The sequence below is a fragment of the Streptomyces tendae genome, assembly GCF_014650435.1.
Lineage (GTDB): Bacteria > Actinomycetota > Actinomycetes > Streptomycetales > Streptomycetaceae > Streptomyces > Streptomyces tendae.
In genome coordinates this window covers 362,773-376,197 of the sequence record NZ_BMUY01000009.1, presented here as the reverse complement: position 1 = coordinate 376,197, position 13,425 = coordinate 362,773, and the positions used below count along the sequence as shown (strand labels likewise).

Annotated in this window: 12 protein-coding genes and 1 riboswitch; of the genes, 3 read left to right on the top strand and 9 right to left on the bottom strand. The window is 71.2% G+C overall.

Annotated elements, in window-relative coordinates:
- Positions 1–48 precede the first annotated feature (48 nt).
- Together IE258_RS24995 and IE258_RS24990 are read left to right on the top strand one after the other, a co-directional pair.
- Entirely contained in the window at positions 49–699 is a 651-nt protein-coding gene (locus IE258_RS24995; RefSeq protein WP_189746913.1) for a uridine kinase family protein, read from the top strand.
- A gap of 428 nt (positions 700–1,127) precedes the next feature.
- Positions 1,128–2,984 carry an AAA family ATPase gene (locus IE258_RS24990; protein WP_189746911.1) on the top strand — a complete coding sequence of 619 codons (1,857 nt, stop codon included), beginning with the start codon at positions 1,128–1,130 and terminating at the stop codon, positions 2,982–2,984.
- A 156-nt stretch (positions 2,985–3,140) separates the two neighbouring features.
- Here the strand turns inward: IE258_RS24990 and IE258_RS24985 are convergent, their stop codons facing one another.
- The 9 genes from IE258_RS24985 to IE258_RS24945 form a co-directional block, all read right to left on the bottom strand.
- A complete protein-coding gene (locus tag IE258_RS24985) occupies positions 3,141–4,184 on the bottom strand; it encodes a hemolysin family protein (protein WP_189746909.1) in 1,044 nt (347 codons plus the stop codon).
- Positions 4,181–5,512 (bottom strand): hemolysin family protein, encoded by a 1,332-nt coding sequence (locus IE258_RS24980; protein WP_189746907.1) that lies wholly within the window; start codon positions 5,510–5,512, stop codon positions 4,181–4,183. Before IE258_RS24980 ends, IE258_RS24985 begins: the two co-directional genes overlap by 4 nt.
- 203 nt (positions 5,513–5,715) lie before the next feature.
- Positions 5,716–6,186 carry a PH domain-containing protein gene (locus tag IE258_RS24975; protein ID WP_189746905.1) on the bottom strand — a complete coding sequence of 157 codons (471 nt, stop codon included), beginning with the start codon at positions 6,184–6,186 and terminating at the stop codon, positions 5,716–5,718.
- Positions 6,187–6,223: 37 nt separating this feature from the next.
- A complete protein-coding gene (gene hisG / locus IE258_RS24970) occupies positions 6,224–7,081 on the bottom strand; it encodes an ATP phosphoribosyltransferase (RefSeq protein WP_161377239.1) in 858 nt (285 codons plus the stop codon).
- A 48-nt stretch (positions 7,082–7,129) separates the two neighbouring features.
- The gene (locus IE258_RS24965) at positions 7,130–7,402 is read right to left on the bottom strand and encodes a phosphoribosyl-ATP diphosphatase (protein WP_011027788.1); all 273 of its coding nucleotides are present in this window, start codon (positions 7,400–7,402) and stop codon (positions 7,130–7,132) included.
- Between the two features lie 34 nt (positions 7,403–7,436).
- The gene (gene ribH / locus IE258_RS24960) at positions 7,437–7,922 is read right to left on the bottom strand and encodes a 6,7-dimethyl-8-ribityllumazine synthase (protein WP_003977385.1); all 486 of its coding nucleotides are present in this window, start codon (positions 7,920–7,922) and stop codon (positions 7,437–7,439) included.
- A gap of 21 nt (positions 7,923–7,943) precedes the next feature.
- Positions 7,944–9,233, bottom strand: coding sequence for a bifunctional 3,4-dihydroxy-2-butanone-4-phosphate synthase/GTP cyclohydrolase II (locus IE258_RS24955; protein WP_189746903.1), 1,290 nt, complete (start codon positions 9,231–9,233; stop codon positions 7,944–7,946).
- A complete protein-coding gene (locus IE258_RS24950; protein WP_059299488.1) occupies positions 9,230–9,874 on the bottom strand; it encodes a nicotinamide mononucleotide transporter family protein in 645 nt (214 codons plus the stop codon). Before IE258_RS24950 ends, IE258_RS24955 begins: the two co-directional genes overlap by 4 nt.
- Positions 9,871–10,473 carry a riboflavin synthase gene (locus IE258_RS24945; protein WP_159325213.1) on the bottom strand — a complete coding sequence of 201 codons (603 nt, stop codon included), beginning with the start codon at positions 10,471–10,473 and terminating at the stop codon, positions 9,871–9,873. Before IE258_RS24945 ends, IE258_RS24950 begins: the two co-directional genes overlap by 4 nt.
- 149 nt (positions 10,474–10,622) lie before the next feature.
- A riboswitch (FMN riboswitch) is annotated at positions 10,623–10,753 on the bottom strand.
- Between the two features lie 215 nt (positions 10,754–10,968).
- Between IE258_RS24945 and IE258_RS24940 the strand changes: the two genes are divergently transcribed.
- On the top strand, positions 10,969–13,344 hold the full coding sequence (locus IE258_RS24940) for a chitinase C-terminal domain-containing protein (RefSeq protein WP_189746901.1): 2,376 nt from the start codon (positions 10,969–10,971) through the stop codon (positions 13,342–13,344).
- Positions 13,345–13,425: the final 81 nt, after the last annotated feature.

The window sequence follows — 13,425 nt, the reverse complement described above, 5'->3', positions numbered from 1 at the left end:
CCACGCCACCAATATTGGTGTCGACCACTGGTTAGAGTGCGAGTGGACATGTCCGCCTCTCTGCCCACGGGATCCGCCATCCTCGACCTAGCAGTCCGGCTCCGCCGGCTCCCCCCGTCCTGCGGTCCCGTGCGTCTGATCGGTGTCGACGGGCACGCCGGGTCCGGGAAGTCCACCTTCGCCGGGCGCCTGGCGGCGGAGTTGGGCGGGGCTCCGGTGCTGCACCTCGACGACATCGCCAGTCACGACGAGCTGTTCGACTGGACCGCGCGACTGCTCGACCAGGTGATCGAGCCGCTGCGGCGCGGGAGCACCGCCCACTACGCCCCCTACGACTGGCGGTCCCGGCGTTTCGGCGCGCCGCGTCCGCTGCCGCCCGCTCCCGTGGTCCTGGTCGAGGGTGTCGGCGCCGGACGCGAGGCGCTGCGGCCGCACCTGGCCGGACTGCTGTGGATGGACCTGCCCCGGGAGCAGGCGTGGGCGCGCGGACGGGCGCGCGACGGAGCACAGCAGCGGGCGTTCTGGGACGGATGGATCCCGGCCGAGCGCCGGCACTTCGCCGCGGACCCCTCGCGCCCCTTCGCGCACCTTCTGGTGCGACAGAGCGAACAGGGGTACGAGGTGCTGCCGGGGCCCGCGGGAACCGCCTCCGGAGCCCACTTTCTCACACAGAGTGACGGACCCTCCGCAATGTGCTGAACTCGTGAAGATCGCGCCCCGGCAACCCGCCGACGTGCCCCAACTTCGCTTGACCCGGGGGCCGTACAGGTCTTACGTTCTGAATGTGCGGTAGTTCGAAGCCGCCGACAGACGCGAAGCCCCCGGTTGTTCCCCCGTGATCGGGGGCTTCGTTCTGCCCTGGGCACGTTCCCCGGCTGCTCCGCGGCGCCATACGCTCACCGACAGTCACCTTCCGGTCCCGCGGCCCACCCGCTCCCACCTCGCGGAACGACCCCTCCCGCACCCTTCGGAGGACCGACCGCCGCAGGTACGATGCCCTCGGTGCGACCTACGGGAGATTGCCGCACGCACCTGCAACTCCGGTCCGCGGTACACCCGTTGACCGAGGCGGCCGACGAGCGACGGCTCGGCGGCATACCGACGGGGGCACGTAGGTGGGGGACGTGATGGACTTCGGCACGCAGGGCCCACAGGCCCCGGCCGAACTCGCCTGGCTGCGCGGCGTGGACGCCTACACCATGGGGGCCTACCCGCAGGCGGAGGAGGAGTTCCGGGCAGCGGTGCGGATCGATCCCACGATGGCCGACGGCTGGCTGGGACTGCACGCGCTGCGCGTCGACACCACTAACGCGCTCCTGCGAATGTTCCGCAACCGCGACCGCTTCGGCGAGCAGCGGGCCCGCCACCGCCGGACACTGAACTCCTGGTACTGGCTGGGCTGGTGGGTGCAGCCGGTGCTGGAGAACCCGCGCGACCTGCTGCTGGCCCACGCCTCGCACTGGCTGGACGGCCGGCACGTCCCGGAGCTGGACCGGGCCCTGGCCGGGCTGCCCCCGGTGGACTCCGACCCCCAGGTCCGCTTCCTGCACGCCTGCCGCGCCTACCTCGTCAAGGACTGGGAGCAGCTCGTCCGGCACACCGACCCCCTGCTCGGCGACCCCTTACTGGGTATCGAGGCCGGCCTGTTCAGCGGCATGGCCCGGGTCCGCCTGGAGATGTACGGGCAGGCCGAGCCGCTTCTGTCGGCGGCCCTGATGCGGTGCCGCAGCGAGCAGCCGCAGCGCAAGGAACTGCGCTACTGGCTGGCGCGGTCCCACGAGGGCACCGGGCGCAGCGCCGCCGCGCTCCCGCTGTACCGGGCGGTGCACCGGGTCGACCCGGCGTTCATGGACACCTCGGCCCGGCTGGCCGCGATCGCCGAGGGCGACGGTTACGACGACTCGGTCGACCTGGCGGGACTCGCCCAGACGGCAGCGGGGACGGACGGCCTGGACGGCCTCGACCCCCTCTTCGGCACCGAGGAGCGCGACGTCAAGCTCTCCGCGCCCGAGCCCGCGCTGAGCGCCCCGCTCCCCCCGCTCGGCGGTCCGTCGGTGCGCGAGAAGGCGGGCGGCACCGACCCCTCCCTGCCCAGCGGGCCCACCGATCCCGCCTTGCTGGAGGAGGCACTGGCCGAGCTGGAGCGGATGGTGGGCCTCGAACCGGTGAAGCGGCAGGTCAAGGCGTTGTCCGCGCAGCTGAACATGGCGCGGCTGCGGGCCGGCCAGGGGCTGCCCGTGCAGCCGCCCAAACGTCACTTCGTCTTCTCCGGCCCCTCCGGAACCGGCAAGACCACCGTGGCCCGCATCCTGGGCCGGGTCTTCTACGCCCTCGGACTGCTCGGCGGCGACCACCTGGTGGAGGCGCAGCGGGCCGATCTGGTCGGCGAGTACCTGGGCCAGACCGCCGTGAAGGCGAACGAGCTGATCGACTCCGCGCTCGGCGGTGTCCTCTTCGTGGACGAGGCGTACTCGCTGTCCAACTCCGGGTACGGCAAGGGCGACGCGTACGGCGACGAGGCGCTGCAGGTGCTGCTGAAGCGGGCCGAGGACAACCGGGACCACCTGGTGGTGATCCTGGCCGGCTATCCGGAGGGCATGGACCGGCTGCTGGGCGCCAATCCCGGGCTGTCCTCGCGTTTCACGACGCGGGTGGACTTTCCGTCGTACCGGCCGTTGGAGCTGACCTCGATCGGTGAGGTGCTCGCGGCGGAGAACGGGGACGGGTGGGACGAGGAGGCGCTGGACGAGTTGCGGTCGATCGCCGGGCACGTGGTGGATCAGGGGTGGATCGACGAGTTGGGGAACGGGCGGTTTCTGCGGACGCTGTACGAGAAGAGTTGTGCGTACCGGGATCTGCGGCTGTCCGTGTATCCGGGGGTGTTGACTCGGGACGACCTGGCGACGTTGCGGTTGCCGGATCTGATGCAGGCGTATGGGGAGGTGCTGTCGGGGCGGGGGCCGGGGGGTCCGTCGGCCGTGTAGGGCCGAGCCTCGGTGCGGGGGTGGGGTGCGCGGCCCGGCGTTGCGGGGTGCCGCTGCGCCCACCCGTGCCGTCTGGGGGTACCTCCCAGGCCGTTCAGGCACTGGGGGAGGCACGACTGCCCGCAGCCGGGGGGCACCGCGACTGCCTGCCCGCGGTTACGTCGCCAGGGTTACCTCTTTGTTTCTGTGGGCCGGGTCGCGGACCTCGCCGACCAGGAGTTCCAGGACGTCTTCCAGGGCGACCAGGCCGAGGATCCGGCCCGACGCGTCCGTGACCTGGGCCAGGTGGGTCGCCGCGCGGCGCATCACCGTGAGGGCGTCGTCCAGGGGGAGTTCGGGGCGCAGCGTGGTCATCGGGCGCCACAGGTGCTGGGGGACGGCCCGGTCGGACTCCTCCAGGTCGAGGACGTCCTTGACGTGCAGGTAGCCCATGAAGGGGCCCTGGTCCGCCGCGATCGGGAAGCGTGAGTACCCGGTGCGGGCGGTGAGGGCGACGATCTCCCCGGGCGTGACCGAGGGACTGACCGTCACCAGGGACTCGCGTGCGAGGAGTACGTCCGTGACCGGGCGGGAGCCCAGTTCCAGGGCGTCCTCCAGGCGTTCCTGCTCCTCGGGGTCGAGGAGCCCCGCCTGACCTGCGTCCTCCACCAGGCGGTTGAGCTGCTCGCTGGTGAAGACGGCCTCGACCTCGTCCTTCGGCTCGACGTGGAAGAGTCTGAGGATGCCCTGCGCGCAGGCGCCGAGCGCCACGGTGACCGGCCTGCACAGACGGGCGAAGGCGACCAGGCCGGGGCTGAGCCACAGCGCGGCCTTCTCGGGGGCGGCCATCGCGAGGTTCTTCGGGACCATCTCGCCGATGACCAGGTGGCAGAAGACCACGGCGGCCAGCGCGATGACGTAGCCGAGCGGGTGGATCATGCCGTGCGGCAGGTGGATCCACTCGAAGACCGGCTCCAGCAGGTGGGCGACGGTGGGTTCGGCGACGGCGCCGAGGGTCAGTGAGCAGACGGTGATGCCGAACTGGGCGGCGGCCATCATCTGCGGCAACCGTTCCAGGCCGTACAGCACCTGTCGGGCGCGGGCGGTGCCGAGCGGTTCGATCTGGCTGCGGCGCACGGAGACGAGGGCGAACTCGGCGCCGACGAAGAAGCCGTTGGCGAGCACGAGCAGCGCGGCGAAGACGAGTTGCAGGACGCTCATCGGGCGGCCTCCAGCGTGGCGACCGCGGCGGTGCGCACCAGGCGTATCCGCTCGGCGCGGTAGTGGCCGACCTGCCGGACGGAGAGCCGCCAGCCGGGCAGTTCCGCGCGGTCGCCGACGGCCGGGATGCGGCCGAGCAGGTCGGCGACGAGTCCGGCCACCGTCTCGTACGGGCCCTCGGGCGCCTCCAGGCCGACGCGACGCAGGGCGTCCACGCGGCAGCTGCCGTCGACGTCCCAGGCGGGGCGTCCGTCCTCGGGCGGGGCGGGGGCCAGTTCGGGCGCGTCGAGGCCGTCGTGCTCGTCACGGACCTCGCCGACGATCTCCTCGACGATGTCCTCCAGGGTGACGACCCCGGCCGTGCCGCCGTACTCGTCGACCACCACGGCGATGGGCTGCTCGCTGCGCAAGCGGGTCAGCAACGGCCGTACGGGCAGGGTCTCGGGGACGAGCAGCGCGGGGCGGGCGATCCGGCCGGCGGGGGTGCGCAGCCGGTCGTGCACGGGGACCGCGAGGGCGTCCTTGAGGTGGACCATGCCGACGATTTCGTCGATCTTCTCCCGGTAGACGGGGAAGCGGGACAGGCCGGTGGCACGGGTCAGGTTCACGACGTCCTCGGCGGTGGCCGCGGCGTGCAGGGCACTGACCTTCACGCGCGGGGTCATGACGTGCTGGGCGGTCAGTTCGCCGAGGGAGAGGGTCCGTACGAAGAGGTCCGCGGTGTCCTGTTCCAGGGCGCCGGCCCGGGCGGAGTGCCGGGCCAGGGAGACCAGCTCGCCGGGGGTGCGGGCGGAGGCCAGTTCCTCGGCGGGTTCGATGCCCAGCGTGCGGACCAGGCGGTTGGCCACGGTGTTGAGCGCGGCGATCACCGGGTGGAAGAGCCGGGCGAAGGCGTGCTGGGGCCCGGCGACGAAGCGGGCGACCTGGAGCGGCTTGGACACCGCCCAGTTCTTGGGCACCAGTTCGCCGATCACCATCTGCACGGCGGAGGCCAGCAGCATGCCGACGACGACCGAGACACCGGAAACGGCGCCGTCGGGGACGCCGACGGCCGTGAACGGGCCGTCGAGCAGCCGGGCCAGCGCCGGTTCGGCGAGCATGCCGACGACGAGGGAGGTGATGGTGATCCCGAGCTGGGTGCCGGAGAGCTGGAAGGACAGCTCCTTGAGGGACTCGACGACCCGGTGGGCGCGCCGGTCGCCGGCCGCGGCGGCCTGTTCGGCGTCGGGCCGTTCGACGGTCACCAGGCCGAACTCGGCCGCGACGAAGAAGCCGTTGGCGAGGATCAGCAGGAACGCGGCTGCGAGGAGCAGCAGGGGGGTGGTCATGAGGCCGCCGCCTGTGGGGTGTCACAGCAGGGGGCGGCGCAGGTACTGCAGGACGGTCCGTCCATCGCCGGAGGGAGTCACTCCTCGGGTAGCAGGAACCCCGCGCACCGGGCGGAGCGACGGGGGCGAGGACGCGACGTCCGCGTCCTCGTTCCCAGATTAATCACGAAAAGGGGGCCCGCGGCAGGGTCGGCGGCGCCGCGTCAGTCACGCGGAGCCTCGGGGAGGGCGCCGGAACGGGCCTCCACGAGGTCGCGCAGGGCACGTGCGTCGGCGAGGGCCTGCTGCTTGGCGATGCCGGGCTGGATGCCGAGCGCGGGCAGGCTGGTGCCGTCGCTGAGGTCGAGGAAGACCCAGGGGTCGCCCTGGCGGAGGTTGACGCGGAGGATCTCCGGCCAGGCGAGACGGCGCACGGCGGTCAGGTTGACCACGGTGACGCCCGACTCGTCGGCGACGACCCGGGGCCGGGCCAGCAGGAGCAGCACGCCCGCCAGGAGGAGGGCCGTCAGCACGAAGCTGAGGCGCTCCCCCGGGCCGAGGCCGGCCAGCACCATCCCGAGCACCGTGACGGTCACGAAGGTGACGACCGCGAGGACGATCAGGACGGCGCGGGTGCGGCCGGGGCGGAAGGTGACGGGCAGGGCCGGCAGGTGGTCCGGCGAGGTGTCGGTCATGGCGTGGCTCCGGGCGTGCTCCTGGGGCGGCGGCGGGTCAGAGCCGGCAGGCGTGGATGGCCGTGGTCAGGATGGCCCGGGCGCCGATCTCGTACAGGTCGTCCATGATCCGCTGGGCCTCCTTGGCCGGGACCATCGCACGGACGGCGACCCAGCCCTCGTTGTGCAGCGGGGACACGGTCGGGGACTCCAGGCCGGGGGTGAGGGCGACGGCCTTCTCCAGCTGCTCCACCCGGCAGTCGTAGTCCATCATCACGTACGTCCGGGCCACCAGGACGCCCTGGAGGCGGCGCAGGAACTGCTGGACCTTGGGCTCGGTGGTCTCGTCGGGCTCCGCGTCCGAGCGGCGGATCACGATGGCCTCGGACTTCATGATGGGCTCGCCGAAGACCTCGAGGCCCGCGTTGCGCAGGGAGGTGCCGGTCTCGACGACGTCCGCGATGACCTCGGCGACACCGAGCTCGATGGCCGTCTCGACGGCGCCGTCCAGGTGGACGACGGAGGCGTCGACGCCCCGGTCGGCCAGGTGGGCGGCGACGATGCCCTCGTAGGAGGTGGCGACGGTGCGGCCCTTGAGGTCGTCGATGCCGGTGGCGGCGCCGGGCTTGCCGGCGAAGCGGAAGGTGGAGCGGGCGAAGCCGAGCGGGAGGATCTCCTCGGCGTGCGCGCCGGAGTCGATGAGCAGGTCGCGGCCGGTGATGCCGATGTCGAGCTTGCCGGAGGAGACGTAGATCGCGATGTCGCGGGGGCGGAGGTAGAAGAACTCGACCTCGTTGACCGGGTCGACGATCCGCAGCTCCTTGGACTCGCGGCGCTGCTGGTAGCCGGCCTCATGCAGCATCTCCCCCGCGGGGCCTGACAGGGAACCCTTGTTGGGGACGGCGATGCGCAGCATGAGGTCGGCTTCCTTTGTGTGAAGGGGTGGAGAGAAGGGGGTCCGGCTTTACAGGTGGGCGTAGACGTCGTCCAGGGAGATGCCGCGGGCGACCATCATCACCTGGACGTGGTACAGCAGCTGGGAGATCTCCTCGGCCGCCGCGTCCTTGCCCTCGTACTCGGCGGCCATCCAGACCTCGGCGGCCTCCTCGACGACCTTCTTGCCGATGGCGTGGACCCCCTTGTCCACCAGTTCGGCGGTGCGGGAGGTGGCGGGGTCGCCGTTGGCGGCCTTGTGCTGGAGCTCGGTGAAGAGCTCCTCGAAAGTCTTCTTGGACATGGTGCCGCCCACTTTACGCGTAGTGCCGACCGGGCTAACGCCACGGTTCGGATACTGAGCGCAGCGTGGCCGCCGTGGCGACGGCCGCGGTCACCGCCTCGTGGCCCTTGTCCTCGCTGGAGCCCTCGATGCCGGCCCGGTCCAGGGCCTGCTCCTCGGTGTCGCAGGTGAGGACGCCGAAGCCGACGGGGACGCCGGTCTCCACGGAGACCTGGACCAGGCCCTGGGTGACGCCCTGGCAGACGTAGTCGAAGTGGGGGGTTCCGCCGCGGATGACGACGCCGAGGGCGACGATCGCGTCGTAGCCGCGGCCCGCGAGGACCTTGGCGACCACCGGCAGCTCGAAGCTGCCGGGGACCCTGAGCAGGGTCGGCTCGTCGATCCCCAGCTCGTGCAGGGCGCGCAGGGCGCCGTCCACCAGTCCGTCCATCACCTTGTCGTGCCACTGCGACGCGATCACGGCGACCCTGAGGTCCCCGACGTTGCGTACGGACAGTTCCGGTGCACCCTTGCCGCTCACGTGTCTCCTCGTCGTACGTGCTTACTGGTTGCCGCAGGTGGACACGGGGGTCGTGTCCAGCCAGGGCAGGTCGTGTCCCATCCGGTCCCGCTTGGTGCGCAGGTAGCGGAGGTTGTGTTCGCCGGCCTGGACGGGCATGGGCTCGCGGCCGGTGACCGTGATGCCGTGCCCTTCGAGGGCGTCGCTCTTGTCCGGGTTGTTGGTCATGAGGCGGACGGCCCGCACGCCGAGGTCCCTCAGGATCTGGGCGCCGGCGCCGTAGTCGCGGGCGTCGGCGGGCAGGCCGAGTTCCAGGTTGGCGTCCAGGGTGTCGCGGCCGCGCTCCTGGAGTTCGTAGGCGCGCAGTTTGGACATCAGGCCGATGCCGCGTCCCTCGTGGCCGCGCAGGTAGACGACGACTCCCCGGCCCTCGGTCTGGATGCGGTCCAGGGAGGCGTCGAGCTGGGGGCCGCAGTCGCAGCGCTGGGAGCCGAAGACGTCGCCGGTGAGGCACTCGGAGTGGACGCGGACCAGGACGTCCTCGCCGTCGCCGATCTCGCCGTGCACGAGGGCGACGTGCTCGACGCCGTCGACCGTGGAGCGGTAGCCGTACGCCGTGAACTCGCCGTGCTTCGTGGGCAGCCGGACCTCGGCCTCGCGGCGGACGGTGGGTTCCTCGGTGCGCCGGTAGGCGATGAGGTCCTCGATGGAGATGATCGTCAGGCCGTGCTTGCGGGCGAACGGGATCAGCTCGGGCAGCCGCAGCATGCGCCCGTCCTCGCCGGCGATCTCCACGATGGCGCCGGCCGGGCGCAGACCCGCGAGGCGGGCCAGGTCGACGGCGGCCTCGGTGTGGCCGTTGCGGACGAGCACGCCGCCGGGGCGGGCGCGCAGTGGGAAGACGTGCCCGGGGCGGACCAGGTCCGTGGGTTCGGCACTGCCGCTCGCGAGGAGTTGGAGGGTGGCGGCGCGGTCGGCGGCGGAGATGCCGGTGCTGACGCCGTGCGCGGCGGTGGCGTCCACGGAGACGGTGAAGGCCGTCTTCATCGACTCGGTGTTGTCGTCGACCATCTGCGGGAGCCGGAGCCGGTCCAGTTCCTCGCCCTCCATGGGGGCGCAGATCAGGCCACGGCACTCGGTCATCATGAAGGCGACGATCTCCTCGGTCGCCTTCTCGGCGGCGATGACGAGGTCGCCCTCGTTCTCGCGGCTCTCGTCGTCGACGACCACGACGGGGCGGCCGGCCGCGATGTCGGCGACGGCGCGCTCGACCGGGTCCAGGGAGAGGTCGTCGATGCCGTCGGGGCTGTAGAGGATGGGTGCCGTGGTCATGCGGGCGCTCCTTCCGGGAGGGGGCGGGCCGCGTTGCGCGAGCGCAGCCACCAGTCGCGCAGGCCCCACAGGACGAGCGCGCCGTAGAGGACGTAGACGAAGCCGGAGAAGGCGAAGCCGTTGGCGAAGTTCAGCGGCACGCCGACGAGGTCGACCAGCAGCCAGGCGAACCAGAACTCGACCATGCCGCGGGCCTGGGCGTACATGGCGACGACGGTGCCGACGAAGATGTACGCGTCCGGCCAGGGGTCCCAGGACAGGGTGGGGTAGGCGGTGAACAGGGCGCCCACCGCGAGGGTGCCGACGGCGGCCGCGGCGACCAGGGCGCCGCGTTCGCGCCAGGTGGCGAACCGTACGGCGACGGAGCCGTCCTGGGTCTGCTGCCGGCCGCGGTTCCACTGCCAGAAGCCCCAGGCGGCGACGACCATGACGACGATCTGCTTGCCGGCGCTGCCGGAGAGGTGGGCGGTGGCGAAGGCCGCGAAGAGGACCAGTCCGGAGACGAACTGCACGGGCCAGGTCCAGATCGAGCGCCGCCAGCCGAGGGCGAGGCCGAGCAGACCGATCACGTTGCCGATCATGTCCGACCACTTGATGTGCTGGTCGAAGAGGGTGAACGCCTCGGAGTTGAGCCAGTTCACTTGGTGCTCCCCTGGGCCCCGAGCAGCCGCTCGACGTACTTGGCGATGACGTCGACCTCGAGGTTGACCGGGTCGCCGGGCTGCTTGATGCCGAGCGTGGTCAGGGCGAGGGTGGTGGGGATGAGGCTGACGGTGAAGAAGTCGGGGCCCGCGTCGACGACGGTGAGGCTGATGCCGTCGACGGTGATGGAGCCCTTCTCCACGACGTAGCGGGCGAGGTCGGCGGGCAGCGAGATCCTGACGAGCTCCCAGTGCTCGGAGGGCTTGCGCTCAAGGATCTCGCCGGTGCCGTCGACGTGGCCCTGGACGATGTGGCCGCCGAGCCGGGCGCCGACGGCGGTGGGGCGCTCCAGGTTGACGCGGGAGCCGACGGCGAGGGCGCCGAGGCTGGAGCGGTTCAGGGTCTCGGCCATCACGTCGGCGGTGAACGCGTCGCCCTCGTGGTCGACGACCGTGAGGCATACGCCGTTGACGGCGATCGAGTCGCCGTGCCGGGCACCTTCGGTGACCGCGGGGCCGCGCACGCGGAAGCGACAGGCGTCGTCGAGGGTCTCGACGGCGGTGATCTCGCCCAGCTCTTCGACGATTCCGGTGAACACTTCCCGGGTCCTCCTGCCTCTTCGGGCACGGACTCCGGGGCTGTCGGAACGACAGAGACCACGGACGAGGGCACCGGGAACGACGCCGGACAGGACGCACCCGGGACGGGTACGCCCAGAATTCGGCAGCGCGCACGTGTGCTCGCCCGCCGCGCACTGCCTCCCATCCGGACTTTAACCGTCGGTCCAGGAATTTCACCTGGTCAACCGGCCGCTGGAAGCGACCGGGTCGCGGACTGTAACCGCCGGTTCGGACTTTCACCGACCCCGGAGTGCGCTGCTTCTGGTACAGGGCCAGTGTGCCACGGCTGATCCCCGTCCATGCGGACGGAGCGTGTGGGGTGGCTCACAGAGTGCTTGCTCCGACCTCCGGGCCCGGTCACGACCGCTCCAACTGGGCGGCCGCCCCGCCAGGTTGGGATTGGTCCATACCTATTGACGCACTGGTCTAGTCCTCTCTAGGGTCTGCGCAACTTCCGTGGAGAGGAACCGACTGTGCCTTCCCCGTCACGCTCCAGATCCCGCCACAGAGCGGGGCCGGCCCTGTTCGCGGCGGTCGCCGCCGTCGCCGGTCTGCTGCTCGCCGGTCTCCCGGCCACCGCCTCGCAAGCCGCCGACCAGGAGACCTGTCGTCCCGACGGGCTCTACGAGACCCCCGGTGCCGACGTTCCCTACTGCTCGGTCTACGACGTTGCGGGCCGGGAGAAGATGGGCGCGGACCACCCGCGCCGGGTGATCGGCTACTTCACCGGCTGGCGCACGGGCAAGGACGGCAAGCCGGCCTACCTCGCCTCGGACATCCCGTGGGACAAGATCACCCACATCAACTACGCCTTCGCGCACGTCGACGGCGCCAACAAGCTCTCCGTCGGCTCCGACGGCGAGAAGAACCCGGCGACCGGGATGACCTGGCCCGGGGTCGCGGGTGCCGAGATGGACCCGTACCTCCCCTACAAGGGCCACTTCAACCTGCTCAACAAGTTCAAGAAGCAGCACCCGGACGTCAAGACGATGATCTCGGTGGGCGGCTGGGCCGAGACGGGCGGCTACTTCGCGGACGACGGCTCGCGCGTGGACTCCGGCGGCTTCTACTCGATGGCCACCAACGCGGACGGCTCGGTCAACCAGGCCGGCATCGACACCTTCGCCGACTCGGCGGTCGGCTTCGTCCGGAAGTACGGCTTCAACGGCGTCGACATCGACTACGAGTACCCGACGACGATGAAGGACGCGGGCAACCCGCTCGACTGGTCATTCGCCAACGGCCGCCGGGCCGGGCTGGTCAAGGGCTACGCGGTCCTGATGAAGACGCTGCGCGAGAAGCTCGACCGCGCGGGCGCCGCGGACGGCAGGCACTACCTCCTCTCCGTCGCCGCGCCGTCCTCCGGGTACCTGCTGCGCGGCATGGAGACCTTCCAGGTCCAGAAGTACCTGGACTACGTCAACATCATGTCGTACGACCTGCACGGCGCCTGGAACGAGTACGTCGGCCCGAACGCCTCCCTCTTCGACGACGGCAAGGACGCCGAGCTGGCCGCCGCCAACGTGTACGGGAGCGCCCAGTACGGCGGCATCGGCTACCTCAACACCGACTGGGCCTACCACTACTTCCGCGGCTCCATGCCGGCCGGCCGCATCAACATCGGCCTGCCGTACTACACCCGCGGCCACAAGAACGTCCAGGGCGGGACCGACGGCCTGTGGGGCAGGGCCTCCGCGTCCACCTGTCCAGCGGGCTCCGGCCTGACCAAGTGCGGGGACGGCGCCGTCGGCATCGACAACCTCTGGCACGACCTCGACACCAACGGCAAGGAGTCCCCGGCGGGCTCCAACCCGATGTGGCACGCCAAGAACCTGGAGAAGGGCATCGTCGGCGACTACGTCACCGACTACGGCTTCCCGGCGGACACGAAGCTGACGGGCACCTACGCCCGCAAGTACGACTCGACGCTGGTCGCGCCCTGGCTGTGGAACGCCGAGAAGAAGGTCTTCCTCTCCACCGAGGACGAACAGTCCGTCGGCACCAAGGCCGACTACGTGGTGGACCGCGGCATCGGCGGCGCGATGATCTGGGAGCTGGCCGGCGACTACGGCTGGAACGCCGCCAAGGGCCAGTACGAGCCGGGTGACACACTCACCTCGCTGATGTACGACACGTTCAAGTCGGCCGCTCCCTACGGCGCGAAGAAGTCCAACGCGGACCTGCCTGCGCAGGCCGTGGACGTGGACGTGGAGTTCACCGACTTCAAGCTGGGCGACTCCAACTACCCGATCACGCCCAAGCTGCGGATCACCAACCGCACGAAGACCGCGCTGCCGGGCGGCACCGAGTTCCAGTTCGACTACGGGACCTCGGCCCCGGGGAACGCCTCCGACCAGTCCGGTTTCGGCACCAAGGTCATCAGCAGCGACCACACGGGCGGCAACGCCGGGGGTCTGAAGGGTGACTTCCACCGGGTGTCGCTGAAGCTGCCGGCGTGGCAGTCGCTGGCACCGGGCGCGACCGTCGACCTGTCGTTCAACTACTACCTGCCCGTGTCGACCCCGTCGAACTGGACGGTGACGATCGGCGGCAAGGCGTACGCCCTGGCCGGTGACCTCGCCCGGGGCACGACCGTGGTGGACCCGGGGACGCAGACGCCCGGCCCCACCCCGACGCCGACCGGCTCGCAGTCCCCGGGGCCGAGCCCCAGCCCGACGGACGGCACCGGGCAGTGCGCCGCCCCCGCCTGGGACACGGTCTCGTCGTACGGCGGCGGCACCACGGTGTCCCACCAGGGGCACACGTGGAAGTCCAAGTGGTGGACGAAGGGCGAGGAGCCCGGAACCACCGGCGAATGGGGTGTCTGGCAGGACCTCGGCGCCTGCTGACCCCCGCCCGGACGGGCCCGGCGGCGGTGACGAAGGCCCTTGCCCGCCGCCGGGTCCCCCAGCGCACCCTGTCGGGCATGG